The sequence below is a fragment of the Cohnella sp. GCM10012308 genome, from assembly GCF_042649185.1.
In the GTDB taxonomy this organism is placed as follows: domain Bacteria; phylum Bacillota; class Bacilli; order Paenibacillales; family Paenibacillaceae; genus Cohnella.
In genome coordinates this window covers 44449-62742 of sequence record NZ_JBHRYU010000014.1, presented here as the reverse complement: position 1 = coordinate 62742, position 18294 = coordinate 44449, and the positions used below count along the sequence as shown (strand labels likewise).

At 57.6% G+C, this 18294-nt stretch carries 12 protein-coding genes; 2 read left to right on the top strand and 10 right to left on the bottom strand.

Annotated features, from left to right (window positions below; genetic code table 11):
• Nucleotides 1–27 precede the first annotated feature (27 nt).
• The 3 genes from ACFOTD_RS16555 to ACFOTD_RS16545 all read right to left on the bottom strand — a co-directional run bounded on the left by ACFOTD_RS16555 (nt 28) and on the right by ACFOTD_RS16545 (nt 5158).
• Entirely contained in the window at nt 28–3081 is a 3054-nt protein-coding gene (locus ACFOTD_RS16555; protein WP_378120636.1) for an ATP-binding protein, read from the bottom strand.
• Nucleotides 3078–4232 (bottom strand): response regulator, encoded by a 1155-nt coding sequence (locus ACFOTD_RS16550; RefSeq protein ID WP_378120634.1) that lies wholly within the window; start codon nt 4230–4232, stop codon nt 3078–3080. The genes ACFOTD_RS16555 and ACFOTD_RS16550 overlap by 4 nt, the downstream gene beginning before the upstream one ends.
• A gap of 164 nt (nt 4233–4396) precedes the next feature.
• A complete protein-coding gene (locus ACFOTD_RS16545) occupies nt 4397–5158 on the bottom strand; it encodes a hypothetical protein (protein ID WP_378120632.1) in 762 nt (253 codons plus the stop codon).
• Nucleotides 5159–5361: 203 nt separating this feature from the next.
• On the opposite strand from ACFOTD_RS16545, the gene ACFOTD_RS16540 reads away from it, so the two are divergent.
• On the top strand, nt 5362–6006 hold the full coding sequence (locus tag ACFOTD_RS16540) for a hypothetical protein (RefSeq protein WP_378120630.1): 645 nt from the start codon (nt 5362–5364) through the stop codon (nt 6004–6006).
• Nucleotides 6007–6082: 76 nt separating this feature from the next.
• Here the strand turns inward: ACFOTD_RS16540 and ACFOTD_RS16535 are convergent, their stop codons facing one another.
• Entirely contained in the window at nt 6083–6427 is a 345-nt protein-coding gene (locus ACFOTD_RS16535; protein WP_378120628.1) for a FlxA-like family protein, read from the bottom strand.
• Nucleotides 6428–7176: 749 nt separating this feature from the next.
• Here ACFOTD_RS16535 and ACFOTD_RS16530 point away from each other — a divergent pair.
• Nucleotides 7177–7464: a hypothetical protein gene (locus ACFOTD_RS16530; RefSeq protein WP_378120626.1), complete on the top strand. Its 288-nt coding sequence runs from the start codon at nt 7177–7179 to the stop codon at nt 7462–7464.
• Between the two features lie 35 nt (nt 7465–7499).
• Here the strand turns inward: ACFOTD_RS16530 and ACFOTD_RS16525 are convergent, their stop codons facing one another.
• The 6 genes from ACFOTD_RS16525 to ACFOTD_RS16500 form a co-directional block, all read right to left on the bottom strand.
• Nucleotides 7500–8294, bottom strand: a complete 795-nt coding sequence (locus tag ACFOTD_RS16525) for a TatD family hydrolase (protein WP_378120624.1) — start codon at nt 8292–8294, stop codon at nt 7500–7502.
• A gap of 258 nt (nt 8295–8552) precedes the next feature.
• Nucleotides 8553–13313, bottom strand: a complete 4761-nt coding sequence (locus ACFOTD_RS16520; protein ID WP_378120622.1) for an S-layer homology domain-containing protein — start codon at nt 13311–13313, stop codon at nt 8553–8555.
• A 32-nt stretch (nt 13314–13345) separates the two neighbouring features.
• Nucleotides 13346–15454, bottom strand: coding sequence for an apiosidase-like domain-containing protein (locus tag ACFOTD_RS16515; RefSeq protein WP_378120620.1), 2109 nt, complete (start codon nt 15452–15454; stop codon nt 13346–13348).
• 19 nt (nt 15455–15473) lie between these two features.
• Nucleotides 15474–16559 (bottom strand): glycoside hydrolase family 99-like domain-containing protein, encoded by a 1086-nt coding sequence (locus ACFOTD_RS16510; protein ID WP_378120618.1) that lies wholly within the window; start codon nt 16557–16559, stop codon nt 15474–15476.
• Nucleotides 16560–16587: 28 nt separating this feature from the next.
• On the bottom strand, nt 16588–17412 hold the full coding sequence (locus ACFOTD_RS16505; protein WP_378120616.1) for a carbohydrate ABC transporter permease: 825 nt from the start codon (nt 17410–17412) through the stop codon (nt 16588–16590).
• Nucleotides 17412–18290: a carbohydrate ABC transporter permease gene (locus ACFOTD_RS16500; protein ID WP_378120614.1), complete on the bottom strand. Its 879-nt coding sequence runs from the start codon at nt 18288–18290 to the stop codon at nt 17412–17414. The genes ACFOTD_RS16505 and ACFOTD_RS16500 overlap by 1 nt, the downstream gene beginning before the upstream one ends.
• Between the last annotated feature and the right edge of the window lie 4 nt (nt 18291–18294).

Here is an 18294-nt window from a genome sequence, read left to right as displayed (position 1 = left end):
TGATCCTTCATTTGCTTATCGCGTGCTTTAAGCAGACTTAGCCGGAATGCGCACCGTGATGGCGGTGCCGACACCTGGCTCGCTCGCAAGCTCCAGCGCAACTCCGTATTCGTACTTCAGACGTTTGTTGATATTCAGCAGGCCCACGCCCTGGGTTTCCTTCGCATCGGCGCGATCAAGCAGCTTCTTCAATTGTTCGGGCGCGATGCCGACGCCGTCGTCGGTCACGACCAGCTGCCATTGTCCGTCCGACAAGGCTGCCGTCAGCTTGACCGTCCCTCCCTCGATCCGGTTGCCGATCCCGTGCCGTATCGCATTTTCGACCAGCGGCTGCAGCAGCAGCGGGGGCAAGCGGAGCGCATAGGCTTCTTCCGGAATGTCGTATTCGAAGCGGATCCGGTCCTTGAACCTGGCTTGCTCGATATCCACATACGTTCGAATCAGCTGAAATTCCTCCGCAAAGGCGATCCGTCCCTCCGCGTTGCTGAAGCGGAAGCTGCCCCGCAAATAGTCGGAGAGGTCGACGATCATCTTGCGCGAGCGATCCGCGTCCGTATAGCTGGATGCCGCGATGCTGTTCAGTACGTTATGCAAAAAATGCGGCTTAATCTGCGATTGCAAAAACGCGACCTCCAGATAGACCGCCCGGCCGAGCGATTCCTTCATCGCCAGGAGGCTGCCGATTCGGGCCTTCAGCTCCTCCAGATCGAACGGCTTGGGCAAGTAATCGTTGGCCCCGGCCTGGAAGGCGGCCACCTTCTCCTGCGGCTGAATGGCCGCCGTCACCATCAGGACAGGCAGCTCCAGCAGCGTATAACGCTTGCGGATCTCCTGGCACACCTCGTAGCCCGACATGCCCGGCATCATCAGATCGAGAATGACGAGATCGATCCGGCCCGGCCGCTCGATCTCCGACAGCGCCTCGTACCCGTTTTGGACCGCGATCACTTGGTAATTCAGCGGCTGCAGCGCGTCCAGCAGCACCTTCAGATTCACGTGTTGATCGTCGACGACGAGCACCGTACGCTCGCCGTCCGGATTCGAGTAATGCGGCGTCGCAAAGGAATATTCGGCTGTCATGGGCTCGGCTCGGGTACTTGATCGTGATGTCGACGGCGCCGCTGCCGCTTCAAGACTTCGAGCCGCGATCGGGAGCGTAAAGGTAAACGTCGAGCCGACGCCAGGCGAGGAAGCGACCGTCAGCGTGCCGCCCTGCAGCTCGACCAGCTGCTTCGCGATCGACAGCCCCAAGCCGAAGCTGCGTCTCTGTGTGGACTCCAGCGATCTGAACGGCTCGAAAATGAAGGGAAGATCCTTCGGCTCGATTCCCTTCCCCGAATCCTGCACCGCAATTTCCAATCTGCCGCCGCGGTCTGCACCGGTCACGACGATGCTGCCGCTCTCGGTATGCTTGATCGCATTGTCCAGCAGATTGCCGATGATCTGACTCAGACGGCTCTCGTCGGCGAGCGCGAGCGGCAAGTCCGCGGGAACGCGATTTTCCAGCGCGATGCTGCGATCCATGCACAAGTAGGAATAGAACTGCACCTGCACCCCGGCGACCGAGCGGACGTCGATCGGCGCCGTCGCGATCCCGAGCTCGCCTCGCTTCAGCTTGGAGAGGTCCAGGATGTCGTAGACGAGCTGCGAAAGCCGCTTCGTAATATCCGTAATCAACCGGAGCTTATCCCGCTGATCTGCGGTCGGCGGAGACGCGGCATTATCGAGCATCGACTGAGAGATATTCATCACGCCATGCAGCGGCGTCTTGAATTCATGCGAGGTGCGGGCCAGAAAGTCGTCCTTCATCTTGTCCGCTTGCAGCAGCTGACCGGACAGCTCTTCGATTTTGTGAAAAGCGTTCGAGAATCGGAGCGACATGAGCAGGGCGAGCATCAACAGCACCAGGAAAGGCTCGACCGGCGGGAACGCATAGATCGGCATGCCGAAGTAAAAGTTCATATTCAGGCTTAGCGCCATCACGTTCAAGGCCAAAGCCGCCACGGCCAGATACCGGCTGCCGGCCACGCGGTGGAGAGCGGCCAATATGAACACGTAGGTAGCGTACAGCAAAGCAAAGGTAGCGAATAGAGACGTCAGCGGGCGAGTCAGTCCTCCCGATAGCTGAGGCCCGAAGCCGGCATCCAGCACGCCCAGTATCGTTCCGATCGCCACGCTGCATCGAACGAGCCATTTAAAGCAATAGGGCCGAAACGCCGTATTTAAATATAGGAAAAATCCGAGCCCAACGCCGATCGCCGAAGTCAGCTGGATGCGATAATAAAGCCGGAACGGGAGCCAGCCGGCTGCATGGAGCAGCACCCGCTCGCCGCTGACGCTAATAAACAGCGCGATGCAAAGACAGACGATGCCGAATACGGCAAGCGAGAAATCGTTCCTGCGCTGCGTATACAGACCGAAAAAATAAAGCCCCATGATCAGAAAAACGCTGACCGAAATCCAATCGTGCGCGGTCGCCCGATCGCGAAGCTCGGTAATCTGGCCGGCCTTGCCCAGCCGAATCGACTCGACGATCCCGCTGTTGGCGCGAAAATCGAAGTTGGCCACTTGCAGCAATATCTCGTTCCAGCCCGGCTGCAGCGTAAAATAGCTCACGTACGGCCGATTAAACGCCTCGTATTGCCGCTCCTCCGCCGGATTTCCGCTCGAGCCGACGACCTGGCCATTGACGATGAGACGATTGGAGACCGGGATCGACGCCGTTTTTAAACCGTAGACCTCGCCCGGATCGCGGACCTGGACGCGCAATCGATAGGTGGCCATGCCGAGCGTATCCATCTGCTTCGACCAGGATCCGGGCACCTGCGTTATCGCGGGCGTCAGCGGCTCTCCGTCTGCGGCGAAGTCCCGTCCGGTCAGCAGCTTGCCCGGATACAGCTCCCACTGGCCGTCCAGCGGTAGGATGCCGTCCTCCTCGAATCGCCATGCGCTGAGGTCCATCTCCCCATTCACCGCTGCTGGCGCGGACTTCTGAAGCTGGGAGGAGAAGGTCAACAACAGACTGAAGGTCGCGAATAACAAAAGGAGCGTGATGAGCGCCGCAGCGACTTTTTTTCTCATCGTACGCCTCGTGAGGCTTCGTCCGTCGTCTGCCGGATCAGCCGCAGCGTCTCGTCCTCCAGCTCGGCAGCTAGCTGGATCCGCACCGCCTGCTCAAGCTGCCGACCGACGCGGTAGGCTTCATGACGATCGCCCGCCTCCAGGTGCAGCCGCATCAACTCGCGTCCGTCCGGCTCGGACTCGGGGGCGAGCGCCAATATGCGCTGCAGGCTGTCGGCCGCGAGCGCTTGACGGCCCTGGCTCCGAAACGACGAATGCCAGCCGCGAAGCGCGCGGATGTACGAGGCTCTCGTCTCGAGCTGCCTGGGCACGGCCCAGCCAAAATCGCAGGCCTCCATGTATTCGCCCTGGTACAGCCGATTCATCCGGCCGTATGCGCTTACGTCTTGGGTCGGCGCGGAGCCTTCCAGATATCGTTCAAATACCGCGACATCGACTGTCACGCCTTCCAGTTCGGCCATGAAACCTTGATCGAACTTGTGGATACGGATCGGAACGCGGTGCTCCGTCAAGGTTTTCCGCAAATAGGACAGGCACGTATACAAATACGTCTTCGCCTTGTTCAGATCGTAGCCCGGCCATAGCGCTTCGATAATCGCCGCCGCATTCGCGGACTTTCCCTCGTAATGAACGAGATACGCGCATAGCTCCTTTTCCTTTTTCGTTTTCCAGGACACGCCGCCCTTGCCGGCGTCCGGCGCTTGAATCTGGAACCCGCCCAGGCATTGAACGACAGGCTCGGGGCACGGCTCGACGCTTGGCGTCCGGTTGGCTTGGAAAGTCGGTTGCGGCAAAGTTTGCCGGATACGCGCCACCGCGTTCTGCAGTCGATCTATCGTAAAAGGCTTCAGCAAATAGTCGGTCGATTGAATCTCGAACGCTTCCACCGCGTACTCCGAATAGGCCGTCGTGAAAATGATAGGCAGCGTAGGCAGCGTTTGCCGGATCCTTCTGGCCGCTTCCGTCCCCAGGATGCCCGGCATCTGATTGTCGAGGAAAACCGCATCCACGGCGGAACGTTCCAGCGCTTCGAGCGCCTGAACCGGATTCATGTACCTGCCGGCGATCTCGACATCGCCCATCTGCCCGAGCAGGATCTCCAGCAAATCCAGGGCATCTTCTTCATCGTCAATCAGCATCACGCGAATCATGCGGGCTTGTCTCCCTATTTCCATTTCGCCAAAATTTGACTCTTTTCTTGCCTTTCGACAACGAGGGGGCGGTTCCCTTCTTATTTCGGGTAGTTAAGTGCAAACTAAAAGAGAACGCTCCGAAAAGGACGTTCTCTCAAGGTTAAATCAGTTATAGATCGCGTTCATCGCTCAATTTCAAAGTAAATGAGCTCATTTTGTATATCGAAGTAAAAGTTGCCTATGTAATTCAATGACTTTATATCATTATTAAACTGGTCGCTGTATTTCCAATGATGCTCCTGGCCTTCATCGTTAACCAATGGAAACGAGGTCGTTAACGTCACGTCGCTCCATACGTAGGAGTTCTTGAATTTCTGAGCAACACCAGATTTAAGATACGCGTAACCCTTCATCCAGTAAGAGGATGGTCCGAATCGGTTTTCGCCGATCGAATCTGCCTGCCAGTAAGTCTCGTCAATTTGCTCTAAGCTAGGAAACCTGTCCAATACAGGTTGAATATGGGTCCTGGTGGGAACCGTCAAAGACTCGAATACCTTCTTCTCATCACTCGTAAAGCTATCGTAATCGCTAATGTAGGTTATGGGGCTATCACTTTCCGGATCACCTTCGACTCTTGTCGCTGATGGCGAATACAACTTGCAGACATTCGTTTCCCCGAACACCACGGTTAAAGAATCGCCGACTACGTATAAGGTGTTTTTTACTTTCTTATACTTTTTAACGTTTTCTTCAACAATTAAAAAAGAATGATTCGAAACGAATACTTCAAGCTTTAATCCATCAACGAATCTTCCTAATTGAAACTTTCCGTCCCCAATAAGCATGGCCGTATCTTTTCCTACTGGGTACTTCGATTCCTTGCACCCCGATACGATCCCTAAAATTAAGAATAAAGCAGTTATAAATGCTAATCTCCGAATCATCGATCGGCTGCCCCTTGAAACTTTTGGATTATAAGCTCACGAATGAGTATACGATTTATATTCAAAAATAAAAACCAGCCCTATATCTCCATTCCCGTCATCAACCTAGAAAGGAAATAGTTTGAATTTTGTCGAATACTGTAATTTAGTCATTTGACATGGGGGTTATTTTTTTGAAAAAGATAGGTTATGGGGTTGCTTTCTTGGCATTATCCATCTCGCTGGCCGGATGCGGCGGGAACAATCAATCCGAAGAAGTCGTGCAATTGAAGGAACAAGTCGCGAAGCTTACTGCTGAAAATCAAACGCTAAAGACGCAAGTCGAGGAGGCCAAGAAAGCCGCAGCCGCAACGCCTTCTCCGGATCCTACCCCTTCGCCGACGCCGGAGCCCACAGTTAGCCCGGTACTGGACGTGCTCACGTTAAAAAGCCCGCTAACCGTTGCGGATTTTGCCGAGATAACTCTGACCAAAGCAGCCTTTACTTCTAAGGTCGTACCGTCTAATCCGGGCAGTTATTACTCGTATTATGAAGTGAAGGAAGCGGGGAACATTTATCTCGACACGGTTTTGAAGGTAAAGAGCTTGTTGACTTCCGAAAAAGAATCGGATGAGTTCGCTTCCGTAAAAATAAAATACGATGATAAATACGAGTACGACAGCTTTGCGGTTATCGAAGAAAGCGGCGGAAGCGACTTAACGTACAGCAGCATCACGGATATCGAGCCGCTTAAGACGGGGACGTTGCATTTTATCGCCGAGCTGCCCAAGGAAGCGTCCAAGGACACGAAGTCCATCAAAGTGATGGTAACGATGCAGGGGAAAGACTATACGTATACGATGCGCTAATGCAAAAACCAAAAAAGCCCCGCGCCCTTTAGAGGGTGCGCGCGGCTAGCCGGTGCCTATCTGTGCGGGGGGCCCGTCAGATTCGGATGTCGTAGCGCCCTTCCTCCTCGGCCTGGTTGACGCCCAGCGCGTTTTTGTCCGGAGCCTGAGCGACGCTCTGCTGTTGTGCGGACTGCTGCCCTTCCGATGACGATCCGGCTTTCGCCGCCGAGTTATTCTTTTGAGCGATCTGCTGCTCGATTTGCTGAAGCTGCGTTTGTAGGAGCTCGAGCTTCTTTTCCTTCGTTTTCTGATCGTCCTTGCTCTGCTGCTCATCCTTGATCGCCGCTTCGATCTTCGTTTTCTGCTTCTCCAGAGCGGAGGTGTCGCTGGCTGTAGATGCGGAGCTTGAATAGCTGCCGCCGGATGACGATATCTTCATGAGGTTGCCTCCCATTTGACGGAATCCATGCCCGTCCCGCTCCCATCATGCATTAACGCACTGAAGACAGCCTGATCGCTAGCTGAAAGATTTCTGAATGGTATAATACGGTATTAGCGATAATTGAAGAAGCTATTGTTAGTGTTGTCAGTCAGCCTCATCCGCAATAAGCATCCGCCAAGTTACCGCAATGCACAATAATTACACGGTAGCGTAGTCAGTCGCATCTTCCCGCGGCTCGCACTTCGCCATGCACATTTATTGTGCACGGCGACGATGTTCAGAACTCAAACCAACCGCTGCGCCCTCACCATGCACAATATTTATGCAAGGTAGCGTAGCCAGTCGCATCTTCCCGCGGCTCGTGCTCCGCCATGCACATTTATTGTGCACGGCGACGATGCTCAGAACTCAAACCAACCGCTGCGCCCTTACCATGCACAATAATTATGCACGGTAGCGTGGTCAGTCACGTCTTCCCGCGGCTCGCGCTCCGCCATGCACATTTATTGTGCACGGCGACGATGCTCAGAACTCAAACCAACCGCTGCGCCCTCACCATGCACAATATTTATGCACGGTGGCGTGGTCAGTCACATCTTCCTGCTGCTTGCGCTTCGTTACGCATAATTATTGGTGCACAACAGCGATACTCGATTCCCGTCCATCCGCTCCCTGTCCTTTTCAGGAGGTGAAACATGATCATACTCGACGGTCTCTAGCTTCCCCCTGAGGAGGTTAGAGAACAGATGAGCAGAAGCTTCAAGAAAACGCCGGTTTGCAGCGATCACGCCACTCCGTATACGCGCTTGGCCAAACGGATGGCGAGCAAGGCGGTCCGTCGCTACAAAGACGAGATCGCGAACGGCAAGTGGTATCAGAAAGTATATTGCTCCTGGAACATTTGCGATTATCGATTCTACCAGACGAAGCAGCAGGCGATTCTGGAGTGGGAGACTGCACGTTCGGCATGGAAGCGTCGTTGGAGCCGAGCAGGTTGGATCAACGATTGGGAGAGAACTTACCGCAGAAAATAAGAAGAAGCGCCGGTCAGGGAAGCCCGGCGCTTCTTCTATGTTATGCGAAAAAATTCCCGTGCCGTCTCCGTCGTGGCCTTCGCCACTTCTTCAGCCGGCTTGCCGATGCAACGAGCCACGGCTTGCAGGATGTGCGGAAGGAACGCGGGCTCGTTTCTGCCCTCCGCCGGTTTCTCCTTCAGGTCCCGAGGCGTCAGGAACGGCGCATCCGTCTCCACCATCAGGCGGTCCAGCGGAATGTTCCGCACGAGATCCCGCAGCGGCTTGCCCCTTCGCTCGTCGCAGATCCAGCCCGTAATCCCGATGTAGAAGCCCAGATCCAGATAAGCCTTGAGTTCCGCATAGGTTCCGGTAAAGCAATGAACGACCGCTTTTGGCGCTCCATGCTCCTTCAGGATGGATATGAAGTCCTGATGCGCCTCCCGGTCATGCAGAAAAAGCGGCATATCGAGCTCCAGCGCCAGCTTGATCTGCTCTCCGAACCACCGGCGCTGCACGTCCCGCGGCGAGAAATCCCGGTTGTAGTCCAGCCCGCACTCCCCGATCGCGACGACTTGCGGTCGGACGGCCAGCTCTCTTAGCTTCCGGATCGTGTCCGGGCTGCAGTTCTTGGCATCGTGGGGATGCACCCCCGCCGTCGCATAGAGCTTCCCGGGATATTGCCCGGCGTAGTGCGCTGCTTCTTGGCTGCTTCTCAAACTTGTTCCTGTAATGACTAGCGGCGTGACGCCGCCCGCAATCGCCTTCTCGACGACCGCCTCCCGGTCCTGGTTAAACGAGCGATGCATCAGGTTGACGCTAATATCGACGATGGGATTGGAATTACTCATCTCTTTCTATTCTCCTCTTCCGCGTATGTCTGATAGACTGATATGCCTATTCTAGAAAATAATGGTCCACAAGTACAGCGCGAAGAGCAGGATCTGTTGACGTAGATCCATACTTGGGAGATGCACGGCGCCTCAGAGCTGAATGTGTTGACGTAGATCCATATTTTGCCGACGCATTGCGCAGCATTAAGCAAGAAGGCTGCCTCCAAGTCGTTGATTCGACATGGAGACAGCCCTGTTACAAATTAGTTGGTGAAACTAAGATCGCTTCAGCACAGCCATGACGATCGTTACGGCTTGGGCGCGCGTTACGATGCCGGCAGGATCGAAGCGATTGCCTCCGACTCCTTTGAGCAGCCCGGTCTTCGCGGCGGCCGCTACGTAGGGTACTGCCCACTGCGGAATGCGGTCTGCATCGGCGAAAGAGAGCGCGAACAGGTCTGCTTCCTCATCTGTCTGCAAGCCTGCCGCTCGCGCGATCAGCACCGCCATCTCCACTCGGGTCATCGCGGCGCCCGGACGGAAGGTGCCGTCGGCATAGCCGGAGAACCAGCCCTGTTCAACCGCTTGGGTCACGTACGGCTGCGCCCATGGAGCAATGCTGGCCGCATCGGCAAATCCCTCCGCCTTTCCTGCATTTGCGCTCGCTCCTCCACTTTGCGGCTTCAACGCCCGCGCCAGCATGACGGCGAACTCCGCCCGGCTCACCTGCCGGTTCGGCTGGAACGTTCCGTCCTGGTACCCGCTGACGATGCCGAGCCTGAACGCTTCGCGGATGCTGTCCGCCGCCCAATGTCTTGCCGGAACGTCGGCCGGCAAGGCTCCGCTGCCCGGACCGCCAGGCTGCGTCCCCGGATCCGTACCCGGCTCTTCGCCCGGATCTGTGCCCGGATTCGTGCCGTTACCATTGCCGTTGCCGGTTCCCGTTCCGGTACCTGGCGACGGCCCGCCGCTATCAGGCGCAACAGAGAATCTCACCTCATAAGCCGACTTCGTCTCGCCGTCCTCCGCGGTCACCTCAATGACGGCTTTTCCCGTCGCGGACTCTGGCTGGACGATCGTTACCGTCGCCTTCTCATGCATCGGAGCAGCGGCGACAACCGGCGCAGCCGTCGTTCCCGACGGAAGCACGACGTCGTATCCGGTCTTCTCCGCTTCGAAGCCCGGCACCGAAGCAACGGCATCGCCATAGGCGAGCGTCTTCAAGCGCGCGTCATGCGACTGCGCATCCTGGTACACTTCGATCGCGCTGACCCGGACGATCCCGAGCCCGTCGCCCTTGTAGCCGACGATCCGTACTTTGTCCGTCGTAACGTCCGGGATGAGCGTTTTGACCGCATTGGACGTATTTCCCTTGACCGAGTATAGCGATACCCACTTCGATCCGTCCCAATATTGCACGTCGAAGTCCTTCATCTGATAGCCTTGAGTGGAATACACTTCCACATGATTGAAGGTCGTCGGCGCCTTGAACGCGACCTGCAGCCACTGCGGATTGTCATAGGATGCCTTTATGTTCGTGTCCGAGGTCCACCCTTTCCAATCCCCGTATTGGCTCGTGATCGCCTTGACCGGACGATAGTCGTTCAGATAGTCCGTCGTAGACGCGGTAACGATCGCGCCTTCGAACAGCGGATTGACGATCTTGTCGTCGAACTTGATCGTGTAATCATAGGTGCCGCTGACGCCCGATCCGTCCCTGGCGGTGGCAACTACCTTGATGGTCCCCTCTTTGATCAAATAGATGATTCCCGTATCGGCCGTAATCCGCGCCTTGTCGGTCGGCGTGACGCCGTCCGCCTCGTAGACGGCCCACGCCGCACGTTGATCCAGCGTATCATCCGGCTCAAAGTAAGCAAGCAGCTGGCGGTTGCCGCCATCCTTGATCGTAATCTTCCCGGCCTTGGCCGGCGGCTCGCTCTGGTCCTGCCGGGCGATAATGACCGTCTTGGCGCCCGACATGCCGCTGCCGTCCTTCATGGCAGCCACCACCCGAACGATGCCGTTGCCTGCCCCGGCCGCCGTCAGCAAACCGGCTTCATTGACGGAAGCCAATGAAGTAGGCGTGCCGTCCGTATTCACGACCGTCCAGTTCACGCTGCCGGTCTTGTCGCTGCCGGCGATCGCAGCCGACATTTGCAGCGTTCCCTGCCGTACGAATACGGTCGTGGCATTGTCCGTGCTGGAAACGTCCAGCTTAGGCGCGAGCGCGGATTCGGCGGAGGTGACGAGCAGCAGCCAATCCTCCCCGTCCGGCTTCTCGGGAACGGTCCATTCGCCGTTCGCCGGCACGACGCGATCCGAGATCAACGTATAAGTGCCCGTTCTCGTGTCGTACCACTGCGCTTTGTAGGTCGTGCCGGCCATTTTTTTCAGCGTTCCTGTCTTCTTGTCGCTGTCGGCGAAATAAACGACGAACGTCTTGCTGCCGTCCACGGCCATGAACGTATGGTCGCGCGACGCGAAGTCGGCATAGCTCGCATCGCTGAATACCGGCGTCAGCTTCCACCATTCGAGGCTCGCATAAAACCGTTTGAAGTACGTCATCTGACTGCCTGCAGTCGCGTTCAGCCCGTCGAACCAACGGTAATACGAACCGTAGTGGAACCATTCGTCCGGCGAATGATTGATCGCCCATACGCCCTGGGAACCGTAGCCGAAGCCGAAGGAACCGTTCTGGAACGCGATGTACGGCGTTTTGCGCGGCGTATCGGCCGTTGTCACGTTGTTTTCGTAGCCCGTCTCGTACGTAATGACCGGTTTGACTTGCGGGTAAGCCATGAACGATTGATAGAATTCCTTCGTCAAGGTCAGCACCTGGGCAGCGAACCAGGAATGGAACGGCAGCTCTCCCCAGGTCGTCTCGAACGACGGGACCGCCGCCATATGGGCGGTCAGCGGGTGCTTGTAGTCATCGCTCTCGGCGATGCCTTGCGCCACGAGCTTCCAATATTGCGGATCAAGATCGCCGAACTTCGGGTCGATCTCCTGCGCAACCGTCCACAGCACCGGGTACGCGCCGTATCTCGCTTGCCAGTAGCGGCCCAGCCGCTGCAGCACATCGGGGTCCGTCACGCCCAGCACGCTCGTGAACGTCAGCGCCGCGTTGGCGTGCACCAGTCCGGCATCCGCGATATATTGGAATTTGCGGTCGATATCCGCGAGCTTGGCCAGACTGTCCGATTGAATGCCGCGGGTCACGTTGAGCCCCATACCGTTCGAATAGAGCGGCTCCGATTGGTACACGGTATAGCCCTGGCTGACGCGATGATCGACCGCGTACTTGAACTGCGAATCGACGCCGTCGACGTTCGAGGAGTCGAACTTTTCGTCCGGCATCAGCCAGTGCGTGTCGCCCAGATAGAAGAATGGCGTGCCGTCACCGTAGGTGAAATATCGTTTTCCTTCATCGGCCTTCAAGAAGCCACGTTGATAAATATCGAGCGCTCCGGCGTACGGAAGGACCTCGAAAGAGACCGGTTCGCTCTTGTTCAGGCCCGTATCGTCGGGGACGTTCGAAGCCGTCGTTACCGTCCATTGCCCGGCCGACGTCGGCGCGAAGCGAACCTTCCACGTATTTCCTCCGTCCCAGAAAGCCGGCCGGTTCAGCTTCTCGCCGTGCGGACCCGTGAAGACAGCGGTCACATCGACGTCAAGGAACGGATCGTCGTACGTCTTGGCGCTTACCAGCGCAAGCTCCTGCTCCCGCCAACTTTCTCCCGCCGGCACGATCTTGATATCCGCGGATCCGGCGATGCCCGAGCCGTCCGCAGCCGTTGCCGTCACGGTGACGATGCCGGGCGATCTCGCGGTCAGCAGTCCTGTCGACGGATCGATCGATGCGTCGCCGCTGGAGCCTTCCTTGGCAGCGACCTGCCAGGTCACCTCTTGCCGAGTCGCGGTGGCGGGCTGATAGACGGCGTTCAGCTTCATCGTCAAGCCCTTCACGACCTCAAGCTTCGCCGGCCCCTGCACCGTAATGCGTTCGACCGGGATCGGCTGCGAGGAGTACACCTGGAATTCGTACAGGTTGGCCCAGTCGCGGGCGGTAAAGCGGACGTACCTGCCTTCCGTCCCCGCCGGCAGCAGCGCGCCCATCTCGTTCGGCTGCGTTTCTCCGTTCGTCGCCGTCTTATCCTTCAGATAGTCGAACGCGCTGCCGTCGCCGCTCAGCACGAGCGTCCAGTGCTCGGCATCGTCGGAGACGTAGACCTTGTTGGTGCCCTGCCACATCCTGTTAAAAAGAATCTTTACATAATCGAGGCTCAGCTTGCGTCCCAGATCGACATAGAAATCGACCAGGCCGTATCCCCCCGCCATCGTAACGGAATTTCCGTCCGTCAAACTGGCAGGCTCACCGTCATTGAACTTCATGCCGTTGTAGCCGATCGCGCTTGCCCCCTGCGAGACCAATCGCGATCCGTCAGGCGCAGCGGCCGCGTAATCTTTATTTTCTGCCAACGGCGCCTGGGAAGTGTACACTTCAACCTCGTACAGGTTCGCCCAGTCCTTGGTCGTCACGCGGACATAACGGCCCTCCGTCCCGTCGGGCAGCAGCGCCCCGAGCTCATTGGGCTGAGTCTGGTCGTCCGTCGCAGCCGTATCCTTCATATAATCGTATTGCCCTTCGCTACCCGAGACGACGGTCTGCCAGGTCGAGCCATCGTCCGAAACGAAGATCGTATTGTCGCCGTTCCACATCCGGTTAAATAAAATCCGGACGTAATTCAAAGGCTGCTTCCGTTCCAGATCGATCACGAAATCCACGGGTCCGTAACCGCCTGCCAACGTGTCCGGCAGGCCGTCCGTCAGATTAAGCGGGGCGCCGTCGTTAAAGGTCATTCCGTTATAGCCGGTGACCGCCGATCCCTTCGACACGAGATAGGAAGGCTCGGGCGCCGCCTCGTAAGCCTTGGCCCCGGCCGCAGCCGCGGGAAGCGTCGCGGGGATCGCCTCCAGCAGCAATCCGAGAATCAATAGGAGGGCCGTTAGGCCTGCCAACCGTTTTTTAACGAACAATCGCTATCACTCCTTCGCATCATTAAGCGCGTTCAAAGATTATAAAGCTCGAATTCATAGATAATCGGCGCGTGCTCGTTGCCAGACGTGAAGTAGATCCGCGCCTTGCTCCCTGTCACGGCGGGGAACGACAGCACGCGCGGGATGCCGGTCGCGCCGATCGTCGTTCCCGTATAAGCCGTCTGCCAGATCGAGCCGTTCCAATATTCGATCCGGAATCCTTGCGTCCGGCCGTTGTATTCGGTCAGCACGGCTTGGTTAAACGTCGTATTCGCCCCGAAGTCGACGGCCAGCCATTGCCCGCTCCAGCAGCCGTTGCACGCTTGCCAATCGGTAATATAGTTCTGATCGAACGCTTTTGGCGCCATCTGACTCGCATCCCAGGACGACGAGCTGGAATACGTCTTGCCCAGGGCCAGATTGGCCGGCGCCGCGGTGGCGGTCTTCTGCACGAGCAGCACCCAGTCGGAGGCGTCCGGCTTGCCCGGTATCGACCAGAGCCCGCCCGAGGCATGCACTTTATTCGAGATCGTCGAGTACGCGCCGGTGCGCGGATTAAACCATCGCGCCGTATACAGACGGCTGTTGTCCATCTGCTTGAGCGTTCCCGACGCCGTCGTGCCGTTAAAGAAAAACACCACATAAGTGCTGTTCCCGTCCGACGAGAGAAGAGAACGCGCGCCGTCGCCGAAAGAACCCCAAGCGCCGTCGTCGAACCGGGGCGTGAGCTTCCACCATTCCAGGCTCGTATAGAACGCTTTGAAATAAGAGAGCCGATCCCCTGTCGCCAGATTGGCGCCGTCGTACCACCAGTAATATTTGGCCGGCAGCTCGTAGGCAGTGCCGAAGTCATCAGGCTCTCCCGGCTTGGAGTAAACGTCGTTCCACACCCCGGCCGCCCCGTAGCCATAGCCGTATATGCCGTACTGGAACGCCTTGTAGGCCGCGCCTAGCGCACCGTTTCCGTCCGTCCAGAACTGATCGTAAGCGCTCTCATAAAGCACCGAGGGCTTGACCGCGGCATTGTTCCAGAAGTTCTTGGCGATGCTCATTCCGGTCATGTCGCCCTGCCACTGCACGGCCCAGCCGTCGTGATAGGCTTTGCTCGCCCACCACGAGGTCGAAGCGACCGTGGAGCTCGCGTCTTCCATGTGCGGCATGAGCGGATGGTTGTATGCGTCGTTGTCGGAGATGCCTTGACCCACGGCATACCACTTCTGGATCGTCGTCGCATCGTAATTGCCGTACATGTTCTTGTCGATCTCCTGCGCGATCGTCCAGATGACGGGATAGGCTCCATAGCGGGCGACCCAATAGCGCGCGATTTTGCCCATGTATGCGTTCGTATAGACGCCGTAGGCTGCGGGATCGTTCGCCCAGCTCACCTGCGCGTTGGCATGGACGAGGCCCTGATCCGCGATGTACTTGAACTTCCGGTCGAGGTTCGCGAAGCCCGCAAGATCGGCGTTCGTAAAGCCGTCGCTCAGGTTGGCGAGCGCTTCCTCGTCGGCGCCTGCGTGCGTCCCGCCGCCGTGCGGCTGCCAGATCGGCTCGGATTGGTAGACGGTGAAGCCTTGGGCGACTCTTTTATCCACCGTGTACTTGAACTGCGAAGCGACGCCTGTCGCATTCGACGTAGAGAACCGCTCATGCGGCAGGATCCAGTGTGTATCGCCGAGGTAGAAGAACGGCGTACCGTCGGCGTACGTAAGGTAACGGCCATTCGTGCTTACTTTTAGAAAGCCGTGCTTGTAAATATCCTTGCTGCCCGTATAACTTACGGCATCGACGGTCTTCGTCACGTTGTGCAAGCCCGCGTTCGCCGTGTCCGTGGCGGCCGTCGTCATCGTCCAGCTGCCGGTCTTGGTAGGCGCGAAGCGAACCTTCCACACGTTGCCCCCGTCCCAGAACGCCGGACGCGTAATGACCGTTCCGCCCGGCCCCGTAAAGGTCGCCGTCACGTCCACGCCGTTGAACGGATCCGCGTAAGTAACGGTGCTGCTCAGCGTAATTTCGACCGCCTGCCACTGCTGTACCGAATAGTCGGCGGCATACGCCGTCCGGGCGCCGGGGAATCCCCCGAGCGCCGCCAATCCCAACATAGAGCCGAATAATACACAGAAAAAAACGATTTTTCGCATCTGAATCTCTCCCTCGCGGTCAAGAATGAAATACGTTTCGGATCGCTTCCAGATATCCCATGCCGTGCTTGGTGTCCGGTTCCAGATACCCCCCTTCTGTCCATTCGTTCCATGCATAGACGGTCAACATCGGGGGCGAGAGCCGCGTGCGGTCCAGATACGCTTTGGCTTCTCGCAGCGCCGCTTCAAAAGCGGCCGGCGTATTGTCCGTGGCGACCGGCGTATACGGATAATCCCCTCTGACGTACGGCAGCTCCGGATCGCAGCGCGGGCTCGGGTCCCAACCCATCGTCACGTTCGGATAATAGGGCACGGAGGCGAATCGCGCCTGCAAGTCGTCCCACATCCCCGTCGCCTGCCTCGACCACGCCGCATAGTCGACGCCGGGGAACGATTCCGGCTCTGCATGATGCAGCCATACGTAGGACGTGACGCTGTCAGCGCCAAGCCTGGCGAGCAGCGCGTTCGCGTCGGGACCGATGATGTCGGCATGCTGCGGATTTAATCCCCACTCGACGAGATTCAGATGCAGATCCGCATAGCCGGCTTCCCTGACTTTGCGGCGAAAATCGGCCAGCGCTTCCGCGGTCTCCTCGATGCCACCGAGCCCGCGGATCAGCGTCATGCATTCGTAAATCGAGAAATAAAGCTTCCCGTCGATCGTCAAGTAGTTGTCATAACCGAGATAATGATCCACGATATAATCGGTCATCGCGTCGAACCGCGCCCGGGACACCTCGTTATGATTCGCCCACATGAGGGCGAACTTCAGCCGATCGCGGTTGCCGGCCTGCAGGAATCCTTCTTCCAGCGCGCGGTGCAGGAACGGCCCCTCTCCCCCGCCCATGTCCCAATACCAATCGTAAAGAAAACAGGTAATGCCGTGGTCGGCCGCCTCCCGAATCTGCATCTCCGATACGCGCGGATCCGCTTCGTCGATCTCGCCCCACATCGGCCGCTTCGGCTGCTCGTGCCCGGGAAACCGGGGCTTGGCGCTTCGCAGCGACGGCCATTCCGTCCATCCTTTTCCTTTGATCGCTTCGTTTTTCGGATCCGCATGCCACTGCGGAAAGTAGTAAACCGCTACCTCGTAGCCGCTGCCCATTCGAGCTCCCTCCTGTCTTTTGCACAGCCTAGCCCTTCACGGAGCCCATGACGAGCCCGCGGAGCATGCGCTTCTGCGTCAGCACGAACAACAGCAGGAGCGGCAGCATCGCCAGCACGCTGATCGCGAATACCGGGCCGTAGTTGGTCGATTGCTTGTTGAACATGAACTGGACGATCGTCGGCATCAGCGTCATTTTGTCCGGCGAGTTAAGGAAAATGAGCGGGGTCAGGAAGTCGTTCCAGATGCCGTAAACGTTCGTGAGAATAAACGTGCCGGTAGCCGGCAGCAGCAGCGGAAAAATGATGACCCAGAACATCCGCAGCGGCCCGCAGCCGTCGATGCTTCCCGCCTCCTCCAGCTCCCGGGGGATCGACTTCGTGAACGCCGAATAAAGAAAGGAAGCGAAAGGAATGAAGCCCGCCGTATAGAGTAAAATCAGCAGCGTACGCGTGTTGATCAGATGGAGAAAGCTCGCCAGCTTAAATAGCGGGATCAGGGAGCCCACCGTCGGAATGACCATCCCGGACATGAACAGGTAGAAAAAGAATAGAAACAGCTTTTCTTTCCGGCGAGACAGCACGAACCCGGCCATCGACGCGACCAGAATCGTGAGCGCCAGCCCGCCGACCGTGACGAGGAGCGAGTTGAACATGCTCCGAAAAAAAGACTTTCCCAGCGCAAGCTTGTAGTAGTCCACATAAAACCGGTCCGGCAATGCGAGCGGCTTGTAGAAGAGGCGCGGCTCCTTGAACGTCATTACGACCAGATACAGCACCGGGAGGAGAAACAGAAGCGCGGCCAGGATGAGCACGATTTCCAGCGCAAGGGAAGCCCGTTTGGATCCGTTCATCAGAGCTCGACCTCCTTGCGTCTGGTGGCCGACAGCTGCGCGATCGAGACGATCACGATGAAGATGGCCAGCACGATGCCACCCGCAGTAGCATACCCATAGTTATTGTCCTTGAAGGCGGCGTTGTAGACGGCCAGAAACAGCGTATACGACGAGGTGCCGGGGCCGCCGTTCGTCAGAATGTACGGCAGATCGAACATCTTGAGCGCGCCTACGACCGTCAGAAACAGCACGATCGTCACGGCGGGCATGAGCATCGGGAGCGTGATGCGGCGAAAGAGAGAAAAGCCTCTCGCCCCTTCGATCTCGGCCGCTTCGTACATGTCCTGGGGAATCGCCTGCAGGCCTGCCAGATATATGATCGCGCAATAGCCGATCGCCTGCCATTGCGTCAGCAGTATGATGGCCGGAAACGACGTTCGCACGTTGCCGAGCCAATCCTCGGCGACCGATTCCAGACCGAAACGGCCTAGCACGGCGTTGATAAATCCGTCGTACTGCAGCATCTGCCCCCAGACGACGGAAGCGACGACCAGACTGACGACGACCGGAAGATAGAACGAAGTCCGAATGAACGACCCTGTGCGGAACTGCCGGTTAAGCAGCACCGCCGCCAGCAGAGCCAGCGGATTTTGCACGACAAGTCCGAACGCCGCCATCTTGAGCGAATTCAGCAGTCCGTCCGTCATGTGCGGATCTTTCCATAGATAAGCGTAATTGGTCCATCCCGTAAACTTCGGTCGCCCCACCCCGGTCCAATCGGTGAACGAATAATAGATGCTCTGGAGAAACGGAACATAGAAAAAGAGAATAAAAATAGCGGCCGCAGGAATGAGAAAGAGGACCGCCGCCGCATATTGCTTTCGTTTCAGGTTCATTGCC

Coding starts and splice junctions, on each gene's coding strand:
- ACFOTD_RS16505 (WP_378120616.1), bottom strand. CDS start 17,412: ATGAACGGATCCAAACGGGCTTCCCTTGCGCTGGAAATCGTGCTCATC.
- ACFOTD_RS16535 (WP_378120628.1), bottom strand. CDS start 6,427: ATGAAGATATCGTCATCCGGCGGCAGCTATTCAAGCTCCGCATCTACA.
- ACFOTD_RS16550 (WP_378120634.1), bottom strand. CDS start 4,232: ATGATTCGCGTGATGCTGATTGACGATGAAGAAGATGCCCTGGATTTG.
- ACFOTD_RS16525 (WP_378120624.1), bottom strand. CDS start 8,294: ATGAGTAATTCCAATCCCATCGTCGATATTAGCGTCAACCTGATGCAT.
- ACFOTD_RS16510 (WP_378120618.1), bottom strand. CDS start 16,559: ATGGGCAGCGGCTACGAGGTAGCGGTTTACTACTTTCCGCAGTGGCAT.
- ACFOTD_RS16545 (WP_378120632.1), bottom strand. CDS start 5,158: ATGATTCGGAGATTAGCATTTATAACTGCTTTATTCTTAATTTTAGGG.
- ACFOTD_RS16500 (WP_378120614.1), bottom strand. CDS start 18,290: ATGAACCTGAAACGAAAGCAATATGCGGCGGCGGTCCTCTTTCTCATT.
- ACFOTD_RS16515 (WP_378120620.1), bottom strand. CDS start 15,454: ATGCGAAAAATCGTTTTTTTCTGTGTATTATTCGGCTCTATGTTGGGA.
- ACFOTD_RS16555 (WP_378120636.1), bottom strand. CDS start 3,081: ATGAGAAAAAAAGTCGCTGCGGCGCTCATCACGCTCCTTTTGTTATTC.
- ACFOTD_RS16530 (WP_378120626.1), top strand. CDS start 7,177: ATGAGCAGAAGCTTCAAGAAAACGCCGGTTTGCAGCGATCACGCCACT.